The 18882-nt window shown below is 64.2% G+C and carries 18 protein-coding genes; 17 read left to right on the forward strand and 1 reads right to left on the reverse strand.

Going from position 1 to position 18882, the window contains the following annotated elements; all coding sequences use genetic code 11:
* Positions 1-845 precede the first annotated feature (845 nt).
* From AC1RTQ_RS22280 to prfH, 11 genes are all read left to right on the forward strand, one after another.
* Positions 846-1148, forward strand: coding sequence for a 2Fe-2S iron-sulfur cluster-binding protein (locus tag AC1RTQ_RS22280; RefSeq protein WP_302089819.1), 303 nt, complete (start codon positions 846-848; stop codon positions 1146-1148).
* Between the two features lie 362 nt (positions 1149-1510).
* Entirely contained in the window at positions 1511-2632 is a 1122-nt protein-coding gene (ribBA, locus tag AC1RTQ_RS22285) for a bifunctional 3,4-dihydroxy-2-butanone-4-phosphate synthase/GTP cyclohydrolase II (RefSeq protein WP_039048770.1), read from the forward strand.
* 15 nt (positions 2633-2647) lie between these two features.
* A complete protein-coding gene (ribH, locus tag AC1RTQ_RS22290) occupies positions 2648-3121 on the forward strand; it encodes a 6,7-dimethyl-8-ribityllumazine synthase (protein WP_182283594.1) in 474 nt (157 codons plus the stop codon).
* Positions 3114-3650 carry a transcription antitermination factor NusB gene (gene nusB, locus AC1RTQ_RS22295; RefSeq protein WP_304352242.1) on the forward strand — a complete coding sequence of 179 codons (537 nt, stop codon included), beginning with the start codon at positions 3114-3116 and terminating at the stop codon, positions 3648-3650. Before ribH ends, nusB begins: the two co-directional genes overlap by 8 nt.
* A 207-nt stretch (positions 3651-3857) precedes the next feature.
* The gene (locus tag AC1RTQ_RS22300) at positions 3858-5051 is read left to right on the forward strand and encodes a pyridoxal phosphate-dependent aminotransferase (protein ID WP_492878989.1); all 1194 of its coding nucleotides are present in this window, start codon (positions 3858-3860) and stop codon (positions 5049-5051) included.
* Positions 5052-5232: 181 nt separating this feature from the next.
* The gene (ybgC, locus tag AC1RTQ_RS22305; protein WP_034376618.1) at positions 5233-5631 is read left to right on the forward strand and encodes a tol-pal system-associated acyl-CoA thioesterase; all 399 of its coding nucleotides are present in this window, start codon (positions 5233-5235) and stop codon (positions 5629-5631) included.
* Positions 5628-6332, forward strand: coding sequence for a protein TolQ (gene tolQ, locus AC1RTQ_RS22310; protein ID WP_302089815.1), 705 nt, complete (start codon positions 5628-5630; stop codon positions 6330-6332). Before ybgC ends, tolQ begins: the two co-directional genes overlap by 4 nt.
* 154 nt (positions 6333-6486) lie before the next feature.
* The gene (locus tag AC1RTQ_RS22315) at positions 6487-6918 is read left to right on the forward strand and encodes a biopolymer transporter ExbD (protein ID WP_492878991.1); all 432 of its coding nucleotides are present in this window, start codon (positions 6487-6489) and stop codon (positions 6916-6918) included.
* Between the two features lie 77 nt (positions 6919-6995).
* On the forward strand, positions 6996-8195 hold the full coding sequence (gene tolA, locus AC1RTQ_RS22320) for a cell envelope integrity protein TolA (protein ID WP_492878993.1): 1200 nt from the start codon (positions 6996-6998) through the stop codon (positions 8193-8195).
* A 393-nt stretch (positions 8196-8588) separates the two neighbouring features.
* Positions 8589-9743, forward strand: coding sequence for an RNA ligase RtcB family protein (locus tag AC1RTQ_RS22325; RefSeq protein WP_492878995.1), 1155 nt, complete (start codon positions 8589-8591; stop codon positions 9741-9743).
* The gene (gene prfH, locus AC1RTQ_RS22330; protein WP_492878997.1) at positions 9734-10321 is read left to right on the forward strand and encodes a peptide chain release factor H; all 588 of its coding nucleotides are present in this window, start codon (positions 9734-9736) and stop codon (positions 10319-10321) included. The genes AC1RTQ_RS22325 and prfH overlap by 10 nt, the downstream gene beginning before the upstream one ends.
* Before the next feature lie 129 nt (positions 10322-10450).
* Here the strand turns inward: prfH and AC1RTQ_RS22335 are convergent, their stop codons facing one another.
* Positions 10451-11215: a sulfite exporter TauE/SafE family protein gene (locus AC1RTQ_RS22335; protein ID WP_492879136.1), complete on the reverse strand. Its 765-nt coding sequence runs from the start codon at positions 11213-11215 to the stop codon at positions 10451-10453.
* Positions 11216-11362: 147 nt separating this feature from the next.
* Here AC1RTQ_RS22335 and AC1RTQ_RS22340 point away from each other — a divergent pair, with 147 nt between their 5' ends.
* The 6 genes from AC1RTQ_RS22340 to AC1RTQ_RS22365 all read left to right on the forward strand — a co-directional run bounded on the left by AC1RTQ_RS22340 (position 11363) and on the right by AC1RTQ_RS22365 (position 18874).
* Positions 11363-12268, forward strand: a complete 906-nt coding sequence (locus AC1RTQ_RS22340) for a LysR substrate-binding domain-containing protein (RefSeq protein WP_492878999.1) — start codon at positions 11363-11365, stop codon at positions 12266-12268.
* 27 nt (positions 12269-12295) lie between these two features.
* Positions 12296-13684 carry a prephenate-dependent tRNA uridine(34) hydroxylase TrhP gene (trhP, locus tag AC1RTQ_RS22345; RefSeq protein WP_304352237.1) on the forward strand — a complete coding sequence of 463 codons (1389 nt, stop codon included), beginning with the start codon at positions 12296-12298 and terminating at the stop codon, positions 13682-13684.
* Between the two features lie 155 nt (positions 13685-13839).
* A complete protein-coding gene (locus AC1RTQ_RS22350) occupies positions 13840-14700 on the forward strand; it encodes a ParB N-terminal domain-containing protein (protein ID WP_492879001.1) in 861 nt (286 codons plus the stop codon).
* Between the two features lie 256 nt (positions 14701-14956).
* Positions 14957-17179 (forward strand): TonB-dependent receptor family protein, encoded by a 2223-nt coding sequence (locus AC1RTQ_RS22355; protein ID WP_492879003.1) that lies wholly within the window; start codon positions 14957-14959, stop codon positions 17177-17179.
* 62 nt (positions 17180-17241) lie between these two features.
* Positions 17242-18348: a PepSY-associated TM helix domain-containing protein gene (locus AC1RTQ_RS22360; protein ID WP_492879005.1), complete on the forward strand. Its 1107-nt coding sequence runs from the start codon at positions 17242-17244 to the stop codon at positions 18346-18348.
* A 136-nt stretch (positions 18349-18484) separates the two neighbouring features.
* Positions 18485-18874 carry a VOC family protein gene (locus tag AC1RTQ_RS22365; protein WP_302089805.1) on the forward strand — a complete coding sequence of 130 codons (390 nt, stop codon included), beginning with the start codon at positions 18485-18487 and terminating at the stop codon, positions 18872-18874.
* Positions 18875-18882 lie beyond the last annotated feature (8 nt).

Raw genomic sequence — 18882 nt, forward strand, 5'->3', positions numbered from 1 at the left:
CCGCGCAAGACGCTCGGCTTCCATAGCCCTGCTGAGATGTTCAGCGCATGTGTTGCATCGACCGGTTGAATCCGCCGTCGATAGCACCAGTTCAGCGCAAGCCAAAGCAGTCACTTGACGGTCGTCAGACTTCAGCGACAGCTTTGAGATGCAGAGCAGACCTTCTGAAAAGTCTTGGCGCAATGACTGCTCTGGGCAACAGTGGTCATTGGCATTTCTGAGGTGCACGGCAGCAATCAGCCTGTAGCAGCCATAAGGTCCAAATTATCTAACGACTGTACAGCCGCAAGCAGTGGCGTTCACGCAAGAAAAAAAGCGCTCTATGTAAGCGCTCTTTTCATAGCAAAGACTGCACCAGGGGTGGACCAAGCAGCTGTATTGTGCACCCGAGATCACTACGATTAGCTCAAGTTTACGACTTTACGGTTACAAGTCGGCGCCTCGCGAACCCGCATGAATGCTAGCCCCGGGTTTACGACTTTATTTGCCAGTTTACGACTTTAATTACCCAGAACAAGCGCCAGGCTTTTCCCCAATTTTTCTCAACAAGCCTGTGGACAAGCCTGAATAGCTTTTGCAGCAATGCTTCAAGCAGTTGATTTTTCAGGAATTTTTCAAAATGCCTGTTTTTTGATCAGATCCCCACCGACAGACAGCCACTTATCCCGTCCTACGCTGGACATCCTTGTGAACAACTGCACCCACCCCATGAATAAGTCGGACAAGTCATTGATTTCAAACGACTCATCTCCAGGCGCTTAAAAAACAGGCAACCCGCACCGCCCCCACGGCCTTGGCAAACCGGCTACAACAACGGGTTTTGCAAAGAATATCCACAGCGCCTCATGTCCAACGACTCCGCATTTGCCCCTCCCTTCTTCATCGCCAAGTGCGAGCCCAGCGGCCAGCAGGTCGATGCCTGGGCCGACCAGTCGCTGCTGGACTCGCTGGAGAGCGGCGGCGTGAACTGGCCCAGCTCCTGCCGCAACGGCACCTGCCGTACCTGCCTGGGACAGCTGGTCTCGGGCAGCGTGCGCTACGACATTGAGTGGCCGGGCGTGACGAGCGAGGAACAGGCCGAAGGCTATGTACTGCCCTGCTGCGCCTATCCCGACAGCGATGTGGTGCTCAAGGATCACGAGTATTAGTCTCCACTGAGCGGCCTTGCCGCTTCTCCCCCCAAAGGGGACGGCATCATGGCGGGGGCGGCCCATGCTGCGGTGTGGCTCCTGCTGGATGCCGCGCATTGGAGCTGCATCCCGTTCTTGCACTGCATCATGGTTTCAGGGTCGGCTCGCGCGCTCAAAGCCCGCTCTGCAATAGAATGAGCGCTTTCCGCAAGGCCCTGCCCTGCAGAAAGCGGCTCCGCCCAGGCGGCCCCCGCCTCACACGTTCTTTGGAAGTCCTGCCTGCGCCCATGGCGGCGTCGGCAATGCCTCACTGGTGCGTGTCATGCGCCAGCCGCCGACTGCAGAGCATCGCCTCCAGTTCACGTCCAAGAAGGCATTCCATGAACAGCTCCCTCCAACCCGTGCCCATCTCGCCCGTCGAGGAAATCGTGGCGGAAATGCGTGCCGGCCGCATGGTCGTTCTCGTTGACGAAGAGGACCGCGAGAACGAAGGCGATCTGGTTCTGGCATCCGACCATGTCACAGCGGAGGCCATCAACTTCATGGCCCGCTTCGGCCGTGGCCTGATCTGCCTGACGCTGACCCGCGAGCGCTGCGAATTCCTCAAGCTTCCGCCCATGGCCGCGCGCAACGGCACCGTGTACAGCACGGCCTTCACGATCTCCATCGAAGCCGCCGAAGGCGTGACCACCGGCATCTCGGCCGCCGACCGCGCGCGCACCATCCAGGTGGCCGTGAACAAGAACAGCCAGCCCAGCGATCTGGTGCAGCCCGGCCATGTCTTTCCGCTGCAGGCCGTGGACGGCGGCGTGCTCATGCGCGCCGGCCATACCGAGGCCGGTTGCGATCTGGCCGCGCTGGCAGGCTGCACGCCCTCGGCCGTGATCTGCGAGATCATGAAGGACGACGGCACCATGGCCCGCCTGCCCGATCTGCAGCTGTTCTGCGCCGAGCATGGCATCAAGATCGGCACGATTGCCGACCTCATCGAATACCGCAGCCGCAACGAATCGCTGCTGCAGAAAGTGGGCAGCCGCCCCATGCAGACGGCCCATGGCGAATTCATCGCCCATGCCTTCCGCGACGTGCCCAGCGGCTCCGTGCACCTGGCACTGGTCAAGGGCGAATGGCAGCCCGACACCACCGTGCCCGTGCGCGTGCATGAGCCGCTGTCGGTGCTCGATGCGCTCGAAACCGGCCGCAACCAGCATTCCTGGTGCCTGGACGAGAGCCTCAAGTACATCAACGGCAATGGCCAGGGCGTGGCTGTGCTGCTCAACTGCAGCGAGTCCGGCGAGCAGCTGCTGACGCAATTCGAAGGCAAGGCCCGCTCGGCCCAGGCGCCCGAGCGCGGCCGCATGGATCTGCGCACCTATGGCGTGGGCGCGCAAATCCTGCGCGAGCTGGGCGTGAGCAAGATGCACCTCATGGGCCAACCCCGCCGCATGCCCAGCATGGCTGGCTACGGCCTGGAAATCACGGGTTACATCCCCAAAGAATAAGAGACGGAACACCAGATGCAAAACGCAGAAAAAGGCCAAGGCCAGAACCTCAACGGCGCCGAGCTGAAGATCGGCATCGTGCAAGCACGCTTCAACGAAAGCATTACCAACACCCTGTTTGCCTCCTGCCGCGACGAGCTGCTGGCACTGGGTGTGAAGACCGAGAACATCGACCATGTCACAGTCCCCGGCGCACTCGAAGTGCCCGTGGCGCTGCAGACACTGGCCGACACCGATCAGTACGACGCCCTGGTGGCGCTGGGCTGCATCATCCGTGGGGAGACATACCACTTCGAGCTGGTAGCCAACGAATCGGGCGCGGGCGTGACACGTCTGAGCCTGGACTACCGACTGCCGATCGCCAACGCGATCATCACCACTGAAAACATGGAGCAAGCCATTGCCCGCCAGGTCGAGAAGGGCCGCGACGCAGCCCGCGTCGCTGTGGAAATGGCCAACCTGCTCAACTCCTACGACGATCATGAGTGAAGAACAATCCAGCGAGTCCGGCTCGCGCCGTCCTCCCCAGAAGCGCACCGGTCTGACCAGCACCGGCGCACGCAAGGCGGGCTCCAAATCCAATCGCAGCCGCGCACGCGAGTTCGCACTGCAAGGCCTGTATCAGCACATCGTGGGCCGCAATGCGGTGCTCGACATCGACCGCTTCACGCGCGATCTGGCCGGCTTTCACAAGGCCGACGTGGTGCACTACGATGCACTGCTGCGCGGCTGCGTGGAAAACGAAGCTGCACTGGATGCACTGATCACGCCCAAGCTCGATCGCGGCCTGACCGAGATCTCGCCCATCGAACATGCCTGCATGTGGATTGGCGTATATGAATTCCAGAACTGCCCCGACGTGCCCTGGCGCGTGGTGCTCAACGAGTGCATCGAACTGGCCAAGGAATTTGGCGGCACAGACGGTCACAAGTATGTCAACGCCGTGCTCAACGGGCTGGCTCCCGAGCTGCGCAGCGCCGAAGTGGCGCATGACCGCGCGAGCAAGTCTGCCAGCTGAACCGCTTGAGCTGCAGCGCCGTGCCTGCGCGGCCCTGCTGGCGCCACATGCATAGTCAATGCAAATACTGCAACAGGGCCGCAGGTGCTATCGTGCACCGGCTGGCTGGTTGCAGTTTTTTTATGGGCGCAAGGCTGCTGCACCGGCGGCACCCACCGGCACCAGGCTGCACCCGAACGCTGATTGATTGAAAGAATAACGTCGTCCATGTCCGTCATCGAGCTTTCCCGCCGCGCCCAACGCATCGAGCCTTTTTACGTCATGGAAATGGCCAAGCACGCGCAGGAAGTGGCCCGCCAGTCCAGCGCCAGCGGCACGCCCATGATCTATCTGAACATTGGCGAGCCGGACTTCAGCGCCCCGCCCCTGGTGCAGCAAGCGGCCGAACGCGCCATCCGCGGCGGCCGCACCCAATACACCCAGGCCCCGGGCCTGCCCGAGCTGCGCGAGCGCATCAGCGCCTGGTACGCCAGCCGCTTCGGCGTGGACGTGCCGGCGCGCCGCATCATCATCACGGCCGGCGCCTCGGCCGCGCTGCAGCTGGCCTGCCTGGCACTGATCGACGATGGCGACGAGGTGCTGATGCCCGATCCCAGCTACCCCTGCAACCGCCACTTTGTCTCGGCGGCCGAGGGCAAGCCGGTGCTGATCCCCTCCTCGGCGGCGGAGCGCTTTCAGCTCAGCGCCGCCAAGGTCGAAGCGGCCTGGGGCGAGCGCACGCGCGGCGTGATGCTGGCCTCGCCCTCCAACCCCACGGGCACCTCGATTGCGCCTGACGAGCTGCGTCGCATTCACGAAGTCGTGCGCGCCAAAGGCGGGCTGACCATCGTCGACGAAATCTATCTGGGCCTGTCCTACGACGAAGCCTTTGGCCAATCGGCCCTGACTCTCGGCGACGACATCATCTCCATCAACAGCTTCAGCAAATACTTCAATATGACGGGCTGGCGCCTGGGCTGGATGGTGGTGCCCGAATCGCTGGTCGCGCCCATCGAGATGCTGGCCCAGCATCTGTTCATCTGCGCCAGCACCGTGTCGCAATATGCGGCCCTGGCCTGCTTCGAGCCCGAAAGCATTGCCGAATACGAACGCCGCCGCGCCGAGTTCAAGGCCCGCCGCGACTATTTCATCCCGGCTCTCGAATCGATCGGCCTGCCCGTACCCGTCAAGCCCGATGGTGCTTTCTACGCCTGGGCTGACTGCCGCGCTGCCGCCGAAAAGCTCGGGGTCAAGGGCAGCTGGGACTTCGCCTATGCGCTGATGAACCAGGCACACCTGGCCATCACCCCGGGCCGCGACTTTGGTCAGACCGAGACGGCGAACTATGTGCGCTTTTCCACTGCCAACTCCATGGAGCAGTTGCAGGAAGCCATTGCACGCCTGAAGAAGCTTCTTGCCTAAAACAGTGATGACACAGATCAAGCAAGAATCCCTGGCACCGAAAACTGACGCACCCCAAGCCCGTGATGCCAAGCAAGAGCCGCCTCGCGGCATGGGCTGCCCCAGCGAAGGCATTGCCCCCCTTGGGGGGTGCCCGACGAGGGGAAGCAACGCAGTTGCTCAGGGGGGATTCGCTTTCCCGATGCGCGTTTACTGGGAAGACACCGACACGGGCGGCGTCGTGTTCTATGCCAACTATCTGAAGTTCTTCGAGCGTGCCCGCACCGAGTGGTTGCGCTCGCTGGGCATCGCCCAGCAAAAGCTGCGGGAACAAACCGGCGGCATCTTTGTCGTAACGTCTGCGCAGCTTGAATATCTGCATCCGGCGCGACTCGATGACCAACTCTTTGTTACCGCTAGCTTGAAAAGTGCCGGCCGTGCTTCGCTCACAATCGAGCAGCAGGCGCTGCTGGTCCACTCCAACAGTCAAGCCCAAGAGCCCACACCACTGTGCACGGGCTCCATCCGAATTGGGTGGGTGGATGGCACAACCATGCGCCCCGCGAGAATTCCAAACCATATCCTGGAGCAACTTTCATGAACTCCCAAGACATGTCCATCCTCAGCCTCGTCATGCAGGCCAGCTGGGTGGTACAACTGGTCATGCTGATCCTGGTGATCGCATCCATAGCGAGCTGGGCCACCATTTTTCGCAAGGCCCAGACCTTGAAGCGCGTGCGCTCGCTCAACGACAACTTCGAGCAGGACTTCTGGTCGGGCACCAGTCTCAACGACCTCTATGCCTCTGCCGCGCAGAACGCCAAGACCGGCGGCCCCATGGAGCGCATCTTTGCCAGCGGCATGCGTGAGTACCAGAAGCTGCGCGAGCGCCGCATCGGCGATGTCGCCACGCTGATGGACGGCACGCGCCGCGCCATGCGCGCGAGCTTTCAGCGCGAACTCGACGAGATCGAATCCGGCCTGTCCTTTCTCGGCACCGTGGCCTCGGTCTCGCCCTACGTCGGCCTGTTCGGCACCGTGTGGGGCGTGATGCACGCGTTCACCGGCTTTGCCAACATGGAGCAGATCACGCTGGCCACCGTGGCCCCCGGCATTGCCGAAGCCCTGGTGGCCACCGCCATGGGTCTGTTTGCGGCCATCCCCGCCGTGACGGCCTATAACCGCTACGCCCACCATATCGACCGCATCGCCAGCCAGGAAGAAACCTTCATCGAAGAGTTCTCCAACATCTTGCAGCGCAATGTCGGCTCCACCGCCAGCGGCTCCGCCTCCGGCCATTGAGATGAAGCCCACCCTGAGTCGCTTCGCGCCGTCCCCCTCTCTCATCGGGAGGGAGACGACACCTTCGCTGGGGCAGTCCCTGCTGCGGGGCGACCCTTGCTCGGTGTCTTCAGCCTGCGCTGTGCAGTCTCTATTTGTAAGGAGTGAGTGATCCATGCCAGCCATGAGTTCACGCGGTCGCAATCGCCGCACCGTCAACGAAATCAATATGGTGCCCTTCATCGACGTGATGCTGGTGCTGCTCATCATCTTCATGGTGACGGCCCCCATGCTCACGCCCGGCTCCATCAACGTCCCCAGCGCAGGCAAGTCCTCGCGCCCGCCGACCAAGAACATTGCCTATGTACTGCTCGACAAGGACGGCAGCATCCAGTTCAAGAACGGCAGCAACACCCAGACCATCAAGCCGGGCGACCTCCAGGGTCTGGCCCAGTCCTGGCAGCAAGGCCAGGGCGAGGACAGCGCCATCCAGATCATCGCCGACAAGGGCCTGCCCTTCGATGACGTCATGAAGGCGCATACCACGCTGTCCAAGGCTGGCGTCAAGCGCATAGCCTTCGGCGTTGTGTCCTCTTCCAGCAATTGACCCCATACATGAAGCTCTGCCGCCAGCTGCGTCTTTGATGCCTCGAAGCCGTAGCCCGCGCAGACCACCAACTCACCATGCCTAACCAGCAAGATCGCGATCAGTTTGCCCCGCCCCGCCCCAAAGGCCGGGCGCGCTCATGGTCGCTCGCCCTGGCCGCGCACGGGTTGCTGATCGCGGCCCTGCTGTGGACGGTGCGCCCCCCCAAGGAAGCCGACGAAGCCATGGTCGAAGCCGAGGTCTGGAGCAGCTCCGCCCCGGCTTCCGCAGCCGCAGTGACACCGCCGCCTCCCGCTCCGGAGCCCACGCCGGAGCCAGCCCCGGCTCCCGAGCCGCCGCCTCCTCCGCCAGAGCCCGTGGTGGCACCGCTGCCGCCTCCTGCGCCGGCCCCCAAGGCTCAGGCCCATGACGACGATCATGAGGCCGAGATTGCCCTGGCCAAAAAGAAAAAGCAGGAGCAGCTGAAGAAGGAAAAGGCCGAGCAGGAAGCCCGCGAACAGCGGGAAAAAGAGCGCAAGGAAAAAGCCGAGAAGGACAAGGCCGAAAAGGAAAAGGCCGAAAAGGCGCAGCTGGAAAAGCAAAAGGCCGAGAAGGCCGAGAAGGCGGAAAAAGCGGAAAAAGCGGAAAAGGAACGCAAGGAAAAGCTCGAGCACGAGAAAAAGGAAAAGGCCGAGAAGGCGGCCAAGGACAAGGCCGAGAAGGAAAAAGCGGAAAAAGCGGAAAAGGCTGAGAAGGAGAAAGCCGAAAAAGCTGCCAAGGACAAGGCTGCCAGGGAAAAGGCCGAGAAGGACAAGGCTGAAAAGGAAAAAGCGGCCAAGGAAGCCAAGGAAAAGGCGGCCAAGGACGCCAGGGATGCCAAGGCAGCCGATGATCGCCGCAAGGCCGAGTTGGCACGCCTGCAAGGGCTGGCCGGCGGCTCTGGCAATGCCGGCGGCAGCGGTGGCAGCGATCACAGCGGCGCTGGCGGCAGTCGCACCGGCGGTGCGGGCAGCAGCGCCAGCGGCGGCCCCTCTGCCGGTTACGGTGCCAAGGTGGCCGCACGCGTCAAGCCGAACATCGTCTACCCCGATACGGTCAGCGGCAATCCGCGCGCCGAAGTTCGCGTGCGCACGGCACCGGACGGCACCATCACCAGTGCCACGATCTCCAAGTCCAGCGGCAACGCGGCCTGGGATGAGGCCGTGGTCCGCGCCCTGCACAAGACCGACAAACTGCCGCGCGATATCGACGGCAAGGTGCCCTCGGATCTGGTCATCGGCTTCAGACCCCAGGACTGACGCGGGACGGCTCCCCGCGCGGCCCTCCAAGCCCCGCAGGCATGGCCTGCGGGGCTTTTTCATATCTGTGGCCAATCCACAACGCAGCGAGCTGCGCAGCTTGCGCCGCCGCCCGCCAGTCCATAGCATGACTTTCTTTGCCGCACTCCACGAAGGATTGCGCGCCTCACCCACTCACGCAAAGGAGAGAGCCATGTCCCAGACGACAAATCCCTTTGCAGTCGTGTACGCCTAAAGCCTTCTAGCGCTTCCCGCCACGCTGCAGACCCTGGCCGACCCATGAAACGACATGGAGTCTGGCTTTGCGCTGCGCGTGAATTTCCGGATGCCTCTTGGCCGAGCATGTCGCGACTGCCCCATCGCTGATTTCATGCATTCGACCAAGGGCCATTCATGGGCAATTCTTTTTCGGACACCTACATCAAGGTGTTCGCCAACCGCAGCGTCTGGATCGAGGACGCTGCCATCCAGCAACTTCACACCACCGCCGCCAATCTGGACGGCATCCGCGCCGCCGTGGGTCTTCCCGACCTGCATCCGGGCCGGGGCTATCCCGTGGGCGCGGCATTCTTCTCGACAGGACACTTCTACCCGGCCCTGGTCGGCGGCGACATAGGCTGCGGCATGTCCCTGTACGCGAGCGACCTGGCCGTGCACAAGACTTCGGGCGTCAGGCTCGAAAAAGCTGTGGGCAATATCGACGGCCCTCTGCCCCAGGAGCTGCTGGAGACCGTGGACATGGAGCAGCTGCAACAGATCGCGCAGACCAGCGGCGTCGCCGATCTGGCCTATCTGCTGCAGAGTCTGGGCACCATCGGCGGCGGCAACCACTTTGCCGAACTGCAGCAGGTCGAGACCCTCTACGAGGAAGGCGCGCTCGACAAAAAGCGCGTGCACCTCATGGTGCACAGCGGCTCGCGGGGCCTTGGCAGCGCCATACTGCGCGAGCATGTGCAGCGCTTCAGCCACGACGGCCTGGCCGCCGGCAGCGAAGCTGCAAGGCAATACCTGCTGCAGCACGATGCCGCCATTGACTATGCGCAGCTCAACCGCCGCAGCATCGCCCAGCGCCTGCTGCGCGCGATCCGCACCCAGGGCGAGGCCGTGCTCGACATCACGCACAACCATGTGCTTGCCCACCACTGGCAGGGCCAGGACGGTTTTCTGCACCGCAAGGGCGCCACGCCGGCGGACCGGGGTCTGGTCGTCATTCCAGGCTCACGCGGCGACTACAGCTATCTGGTGCGGCCCGTCGCCGGGCGGCACGAGGCCCTGGATTCGCTGGCCCACGGCGCCGGCCGCAAATGGGCGCGCACGGACTGCATGGGCCGGCTGCGGCCCCGCTTCACGCTGGACGAGCTGCTGCGCACGCGCTTCGGCAGCGCCGTGGTCTGCGCGGACCGCGAGCTGGTCTACGAGGAGGCCCCCCAGGCCTACAAGGATGTGGACTCCGTGGTCGCCAGCCTGCAGCAAGCCGGCCTGGTGGAGCTGGTCGCGCGTCTCAAGCCCCTGCTGACCTACAAGAAGGCGGGCATGCAATGCTGCTGATGCAACTGAGCTCCGCCCATGGCCCTGCCGAGTGCGAATACGCGCTGCAGCTGACGCTGCGCAAGCTGCTGCTGGCCTGCGCGGCCGAGGACCTGGCCGTCGAGGTGCTGGAGGAATCCCGCACCCCGGCCGGCTACAGGTCGGTGCTGCTGCGCTGCGAGCGCGAGACACCCGCCCTGCGCGAATGGCTGGGCACCATCCAGTGGATCTTCGCCAGCCCCTTTCGGCCCCGGCATCCGCGCAGGAACTGGTTCGTCGCCGTGCAGCGCTGCGAGCCGCCGCGCCAACTGGCCATGGACGGCGAGATCCAGTTCCAGTCCTGCAAGGCGTCGGGCAAGGGCGGCCAGCATGTCAACACCACGGACTCGGCCGTCCATGCCCTGCATGTGCCCAGCGGGATTGCCGTCAAGGTCATGAGCGAACGCAGCCAGCATGCCAACAAGCGGCTGGCGCGCGAGCTGCTGGCCATCAAGCTGGCGCAGCACAATGCGCGCAGCCAGGGGCAGGCGCAGCGCCTGCGCAGCCAGCAGCACTGGGAAGTCGAGCGCGGCCGGGCCGTCAAGGTCTTCCGCCTGTAAGCGCCCCTGGGCGGCTTTGCCGACTTCCTCCCGAAGCCAGGAGTGGCGGCCATGTCGCAGCGGCCTGCCGGGCTGCTGCCCGGCAGCCTGTGGCTGGGCCTGCATGCCTTGCAACTACAGCCCGGCCACTCAGAAGCACAGGTAGACACCCAGGGCCAGCAGACTGAGCATCAGCAGCTTCCGGAAGAGCTCGGGCGAGAGTTTTTCGCGCAGCAGCTCGCCCCAGTGCATGCCGGCCAGAGCCGGAATCAGCATCAGGGCCGAAACCAGCAGTCCTAGTCCCAGTCCCATCTCCTGGGCCTGGGCCCCCGTCCCTGGCCCTTGCCATAGCAAACCGGCCCCCAGGGCCAGCGTGGAAGAGGTAAAGCACAGGCCCATGGCCTGCATGAGAGCGGGACGGGACAGGCCCAGCGACTGCAAAAAGGCCACGGCTGGCACGACAAAGACACCGGTCACCGCCGTGATGGCTCCCGTCAGCAAGCCGCATACCGCCCCCAGCCAGGCCTGGTGCGGCGCCGGCGTCTGCCAGCGCAGGCCCGACAGCCCCCACAGGGCATACACCACCAGCGCCAGGCCCAGGGCCGGCCTGGCGCCAGGCAGGCCGCCGACTCCGCCCCAGAGGGCCACGCCTGCCAGCGTGCCCAGCACGATGCCCAGCTGCATCCAGCCCAGTCGCTGCAGCAAGGGCCGCAAACCCGCCACAGGCCCCATCTGCACCAGATTCGTCACCAGCGATGGCAACAGCAGCAGGGCCGCCGCCTGCGCTGGCGGCATGAACACCGCCAGCAAGGCCATGGAAACCGTGGGCAGGCCCAGACCCACCACCCCCTTGACACAACCCGCCAGTCCAAACACGGCAATGGCTGCCGCAGCCATCCAGCCTTCGTTCCACATCATCAATCCTTCGTATCATCCGAACCATAAAAACCAAGCAGGAATCATCGATACCTTGCATGGCGCAGATAATCCGGCGACAGGACGCGCCTGACCAGCGGGATTTGCCAAAACCAGACTTCGTAAAAACCTTAGGCTTGAACCCCCATGCGCTTTGACCTGACCGACCTCCAGCTATTTGTGCACATCCTCGACAGCGGCACGCTGACCGCAGCTGCACAGCGCAGCCATCTCACGCTGGCCTCGGCCAGCGAGCGCGTGCGCGGCATGGAGGCGCTTCTGGGCACGGCGCTGCTCATTCGCAAGGCACGCGGCGTGCAGCCCACGGCCGCAGGCCATACCCTGGGCCAGCATGCGCGCCAGGTGCTCAGCCAGATGCAGCTCCTGCGCGGAGCCATGGGCGAATTCGGCGCCGGCCTGGCCGGGCAGATACGTTTGCGCGGCAATACCTCGGCCGTGCGCGAGCATCTGCCGCTGGCCGTCAGCGGCTTTCTACGCCAGCACCCGCAGATGGCACTGGAGCTGCAGGAATGCCCCAGCAGCGAAGTGCTGGCTGGACTGCGCCAGGGCCTGTGCGATATCGGCGTGGCCGCCTGGGATGCCCAAGACAGCAGCGCCCTGGCAGGCCTGCATTGCCAGCCCTGGAGGCCGGACCCGCTGGCCGCCGCATTGCCGCTGGGCCATGCGCTGGCCGGGCGCCGGCAACTGCCGCTGGCCGAGCTGCTGCAAGAGAACTGGGTCGGCCTGCCACGCGACTCCGCCTTGCAGCAACTGCTGCAAAAACAGGCCTTGCGGATCGGCGACAGGCTGCTGCGCATGCAGGTGCAGCTGCAGCATTTCGAGGGACTGTGCCAGCTCGTGGGCCAGGGCGTGGGCATTGCCGTGCTGCCGCTGGCCGCCGTGCAGCGCCACGGCGGCGCCACCGGCGTGGTGGCCGTGCCACTGTCCGATGCCTGGGCCCAGCGCCAGCTGCTGCTGTGCACACCCGCCGCTACGGCCGCCCTGTCATTGCCTGCGCAGCAACTGCACGCGCAACTGCTACAGACCGCGTAGCCTTAGCAAGCTATGGTGAAAAGCGCTATGCGGGACAATAGCGCCATCATGACCCTCAAAGCCCCCGAACTGCTGCTGCCTGCCGGCTCGCTCGACAAGATGCGTGCTGCCTACGACTTTGGTGCCGACGCGGTCTACGCCGGCCAACCGCGCTACAGCTTGCGCGCGCGCAACAACGAATTCCGCCTGGAGCAGATCGGCCAGGGCATTGCCGAGGCGCATGCGCGCGGCAAGAAGTTCTTCCTGACCAGCAATCTGATTGCGCACAACGACAAGGTGCGCACCTATCTGCGCGATATCGAACCCATCATCGCCATGAAGCCCGACGCCATGATCATGGCCGACCCGGGGCTCATCATGATGGTCAAGGAAAAGTGGCCCGAGCAGGAAATCCACCTGTCCGTGCAGGCCAACACCACCAACCACGCCACCGTGAAGTTCTGGCAGAAGATGGGCGTCTCGCGCATCATCCTGTCGCGCGAGCTGAGCCTGGACGAGATCGAGAAGATCCGCCAGGAATGCCCCGACATGGAGCTGGAAGTGTTTGTGCACGGCGCGCTGTGCATCGCCTACTCGGGCCGCTGCCTGCTGTCGGGCTACTTCAACCGCCGCGACCCCAACCAGGGCACCTGCACCAACGCCTGCCGCTGGGACTACAAGACGCATGACGCGGCCGTGGACCCCAACACCGGCGAGGCCCTGGGCCAGACCATGGAAAACGGCTTCAGCTTCGAAGAAGCCAAGAACGATCTGGACAACCAGTTCACCAGCACCTGCGGCGACCAGCAGCGCCATCCCAAGGCCGATGCCATCTATCTGCTCGAGGAAAAGGGCCGCCCCGGCGAGATGATGCCCATCATGGAAGATGAGCATGGCACCTACATCATGAACTCCAAGGACCTGCGCGCCGTGGAGCATGTGGAGCGCCTGACCAAGATCGGCGTGGACTCGCTCAAGATCGAAGGCCGCACCAAGAGCCTGTACTACGTCGCCCGCACGGCCCAGACCTACCGCCGCGCCATCGACGACGCCGCGGCCGGACGCCCCTTCAACCCGCACCTGATCACCGAGCTCGAAGGCCTGGCCAACCGCGGCTATACCGGCGGCCTGCTGGAGCGCCGCCCTGCCAACGACTACCAGAACTACGAAACCGGCCACAGCGTGCTGCAGCGCAGCCACTTTGTGGGTGCGGTGCGAGGCTGGGCCGACGGCATGGCCGAGATTGAAACCATGAACCGTTTCGCCGTGGGCGACACCATCGAAGTGATTCATCCCCAGGGCAACCGCCAAGTCAAGCTGGAGAAGATGTTCAACCTCGAAGGCCAGCCCGTGGAAGTCGCTCAAGGCAACCCCGTGCGCGTGCGCATTCCGCTGGAAGGACCTGTGGAAGGTGCGCTGATTTCGCGTCTGCTGTAAGCTCGAGCGGCTTTGCTTTTCCAACGCCCCATTCGCTGGGGCGTTGCTCTTTTATCTATAGCTGCCATCGCAGGCTCTCTATTGAATTCAAATAGATTTCATGCTGAAAACGAATGCCAATAAGCGCAAGCAGCTCCTTAATTTGAAGAACACACATGGAACTGAAGATTGACGAAGGCCTGAAGGCCTATATCGACCCTCTGACCCCGGACGAGCACGAATCGCTGGAGCGCAGCATCCTCGCCGAAGGCTGCCGCGACTCCCTGGTGGTCTGGGGCGATCTGCTCATCGACGGCCACAACCGCTACGGCATCTGCCGCAAGCACGGCCTGCCCTTCAACACCGTGCAGGCCACCCAGTTCAAGAACATGGACGACGTGCATCTGTGGATGATCGACCAGCATCTGGGCCGCCGGTCGGTCTCCGACTTCCAGCGCGGCGTGCTGGCGCTGCGCAAGCGCGAGATCATTGCCGAGCGACGCGCTGCAGCGGCCGCTGCCGTGAACGCCGCCAAGGCCGCGCAGCCGGCCAGCGAGCAAGCCCCCTGGGAAGGGGATACCGACCCCGTGGTGGCCGAGGCCCTGGCCAGTGTTGCCAAGGTGCCCGACGAAGCGCTGGACACACGTGAAGCCCTGGCACGCGCCGCCCGCCTGTCGGCCGGCCAGGTCAAGATGATCGAGACCATCCAGGAAAAGGCCGCCCCCGAAGTCGTGGCCGCGGTCAAGGCCGGCGAGCTCTCGCTCAACGCCGCTGCCGTGGTCGCCACCCTGCCCGAGGAAGAACAGCAGGCCGTGGCCGCCGAAGGCGCCGATGCGCTCAAGCAGGCCGCCAAGCGCGTGCGCGACGCCAAGAAAAAGCCCAAGGCCGCCAAGCCCGAAGCCGATGAATCGGCAGAAGCCGCGCCAGCCGCCAGCCCCGAGGAGCTGCAGGCCCGCGTCACCGAGCTGCAAGCCGAGAACGAGCGCCTGCGCCTGCAGGTCAAGACCTTGCAGGACCTGCTGGCAGAACAGGGTTAAGCCACCCTCTCGCCCGGCTCCCACATGCAGCTTCCCCGCACGGCCAGATTGCCGGACGGGGAAGCTGTTTTTTTGTGTCTCAACATAACCACATACAGCCAAATGACAGCAATTCTCATTAATATTCGCGCCTGCCAATAAACGCCACATAGCCCCCTCCGGCCCCGACTGAAGACAAGAGATGCCGCCAGCGCAAGGCTGGGGCAGCGCGCTGTTCATGCCAGCCAGGTGCTGTGTGCCCTCCCCTACAACACCTATGGCTCACCTCCATTTTTCCGACACCCCTGCTTTTCGCCTGAGCAGCGCCGCCGCTGCCGTTGCCGCAGCCCTTGGCGTGCTCGCCAGCCCCGTCCATGCTCAGACGACCAGCGCCACCGCAGCCGCTGCCGAAGCCGCCCTGGACTCGGTCACCGTCACCGGCAACTGGCTGGACGGCGACATGTCCAGTGCCGAGAAAGTGCTGGAGCATCCGGGTGCCCGCACCATCGTCGAGCGCGAGCGCATACAGGAAAGCGGTGCGGCCACCTTGCGCGAAGCGCTGCGCCTGGTGCCCGGTGTGCAGGTTCAGGACAGCAACGGCACGGGCGGCAGCGATATCTCGCTGAACCTGAGCGTGCGCGGTCTGACCGCGCGCCTGTCGCCACGCTCCTATGTGCTGCAGGATGGCGTGCCCGTCTCCTACGCGCCCTACGGTCAGCCCCAGCTGTCGCTGGCGCCCGTGGCGCTGGGCAATCTGAACTCCATCGACGTGGTGCGCGGCGCAGGCTCCGTGCGCTACGGCCCGCAGAACGTGGGCGGCATCATCAACTTCACGACGCGCGCCATTCCCAAGACCTTTGCGGCCGAAGCCTCCATCGGCACCGAGATCTACAGCCACGGCGGCAATGTGAAGACCACGCCCAGCTTCTTTGTGGGCGGCACCAACGAGTCGGGCCTGGGCCTGGCCGTGCTGTATTCGGGCACGCACGGCAAGGGCTGGCGCAGCAGCAACGACAAGACCGACATCGACGATCTGCTGCTCAAGGGCAGCTACAAGCTCAGCAACAACAGCAGCATCTCCGCTTCGCTGCACCACTTCGAGGGCAAGGGCCAGATGCCCGGCGGCCTGACCACGGCCCAGTACGCAGCCGATCCGTTCCAGAGCACGCGCAGCTATGACCAGTTCACGGGCCGCCGCACCGACGGCTCGCTCAAGTACAGCTACAAGGACGGGCGCAACAACTTCGAAGTGCTCAGCTACTACGTGGACTCCTTTCGCGGCAGCTATATCGAACGCGACGCCACCGGCGCCAATGCCGGCAAGCGCAGCCTGACGGCCGCACCGCGCGACTACAGCTACTACGGCGTGGAGCCGCGCTACTCGCGCATTTTCGAGACCGGCTCCGTGGTGCAGGAAGTCAGCGTTGGCTATCGCTACCTGAAGGAAAAGAGCTCCGAAACGTCGCTGGCCACTTCCGGCTTCTATGTGCCCGGCCAGGTCGATGCCATGGCCCTGCCGCTGAACACCACCCAGACCAGCCAGGGCGGCACCACGGCCAATGCCTTCTATATCGACAACCGCATCGATGTGGGCAACTGGACCATCACGCCCGGCGTGCGCTACGAGCGCATCCGCTCCTTCAACAATGTGGTGGACTACAAGGGCGCGAGCGCAGCGGCCATCTACCCGACGGCGGCCGCCAACGAACTGCTGCCCACGCTGTCGGTGCTCTACCGCGTCGACAGCCACTGGTCGGTGTTCGCCAATGCCGGCAAGTCCTTCGGGCCCCAGCAGTACGCGCAGCTGGCCCAGTCGTCCAACAACCAGCTCTATCCCGAATCGGCCAAGACCTATGAGCTGGGCACGCACTACAAGAGCGACACCTGGAACGGCGAGCTGACGCTGTTCAACATCGACTTCAACAAGGAGCTGTTCCTGGACCGCCCGGGTGACGGCACCGGCAACGGCATCTGGACCGATCTGGGTGCCACGCGCCACCGTGGTCTGGAATCGGCGCTGCGCTATGACTTCGGCAAGAACTACCCGGCACTCAAGGGCCTGTCGCTGGGCGTGAGCTATACCTTCACCCAGGCCACCAGCCAGGCCGGCCCCTTCGCGGGCCGCGACCTGCCGCTTTATTCGCGCCACACGGCCGGCCTGTCGGCACGTTATGCGATGGAGCGCTGGACCTTCAATGCCGATCTGAACGCCCAGTCCAGGCAACGCTCGCCCGGCACGCCCGGCACCAGCGCCAAGCCCAACTCCTACATCACGCAGGAAGATGCCAACGGCAATCTGGGCGACATCCCCGGCTTTGCCATCCTGGGCCTGCGCACCAGCTACCAGGCGGGCAAGGAGCTGAACAATCTGCGCCTGACCGTGGGCATGAAGAACGTGCTTGACCGCCGCTACTTCACCCGCTCCACCGACAACAACGGCGGTGGCAAATACGTGGGCATGCCACGCACCCTGTACGTTCAGGCCACCCTGCCGTTCTAAGCGGCGGCCCCGCGAGTCCACCCTCAAGGCCGCTCTCGTGGGGCATCACACCATCACGCGCAATGACTTCGCTCCGTTCTCTGTGGCTACGGCTGCATCGCTGGTTCGCCCTGGGCCTGGGCTGGATCCTGATCCTGGCCGGGCTCACCGGCACCCTGCTCATCATCGGCCAGCCGCTGGACCGCATGGCACACCCCGAGCTGTTCCAGGCCCGCACTACGAATGCCCAGCAGGGCGCAGCACTGGCGCCGATACTGGCAAGAGCCCATGAGGAATTCGGCCGCAAAGCCACTTTGCGCTTCCGGCTGCCTCAGCAGAGGCTCGACAGCCTGTGGCTGCGCGTTCAGGCGGCAGACTGGCGCGGCACCATCTACCTGGACCCTGTGACCGGACAGGAGCAGGGCCGGCGCGGCGAGACCGAAGGCTTTGTCAACACGCTGTTCAAGCTGCACAGCACCTTGCTGCTCGACGCCAATGGCAAGGCCATACTGGCCTGGACCACGCTGGCCTATGTACTGCTGCTGCTGACGGGCGTCATTCTCTGGTGGCCCAAGCGCTGGCCGGGCAACTGGCGCATAGAACTCAACAAATCCCTGGTGCGCGCCCTGTTCGACATGCACCGCATCGGCGGCGTGATCATGGGCCTGCTGATTGCGGTCTCGGTCGTCACCGGTGCCTATATGGCATGGCGGCCGCTGGGCGACTGGCTCAATGTGCTCGCCAGCAGCACAGCAATCAAGCCGCCCAAGCTGCCCGCACTGGCTGAGGAAGGCACCGCCCAGCCGCTGCCCGCCGATGTGGACGCCATGCTGGCCGCAGCCCGCGCGGCCATGCCCGATGCCCAGGCCAGCTTCGTGCAGCTGCCGCCCAATGCCAAACAGGCCGTACGCATCCGCTTTCGCGCCCCCGGCGAGCCGCACCCCAACGGCATCAGCTCGGTATGGCTGGACCCGCGCAACGGGGCGGTGCTGGACGTCAGGCGCTGGAATGAGCTTGACCCAGGCGCTGCGGCGGTGGCCGTGGCCTATCCGCTGCACACGGGCGAGCTCGGTGGCGTGCTGATGGAAATCCTGGCCGGTCTCAACGGTCTGGTGCTGGGCGGCTTGGGCATCAGCGGAATCTGGCTCTGGTGGCACCGCCGCAAGGCCAGAAAGCTTGCGAAGCCCTGAGAGCGCGGACCGGAGCCCGGCCCTTGCCGAACGTTGCAGGCTAGGATACCCCTGTTCAGGGCCGGGCCTGCTTTTATCACAGCCTCTGCGGCCTCTGCATCTGGACTTCCACCGATAAGCATACAAGGAGCTGAAGATGGCTATGAATCCCGTTGGCTGGTTCGAGATCTACGTGCAGGACATGTCGCGCGCCAGAAGCTTCTACGAAGCCGTGCTGGGCTGTCAGCTGCAAGCGCTGGCCATGCCGGAAGGCGGCGAACACCCCGATATGGAAATGTGGACCTTTCCCGGACAGCCGGATCACGCCGGCGCCACCGGGGCGCTGGTCCGCATGCCGGAATGCCCCTCTGGCGGCGGTGGCACGCTGGTCTATTTCGTCTGTGAAGACTGCGCCGAGCAGGCCGCCCGCGTCGCACGCAACGGCGGCAGCCTGCACCGCGACAAAGTCTCCATAGGCCCTTATGGCTTTATTGCCCTGGCCATCGACACCGAAGGCAATATGTTTGGCCTGCACTCGATGAAATAGGGCTCGCA

This window comes from Comamonas sp. GW821-FHT11H03 (assembly GCF_058807955.1).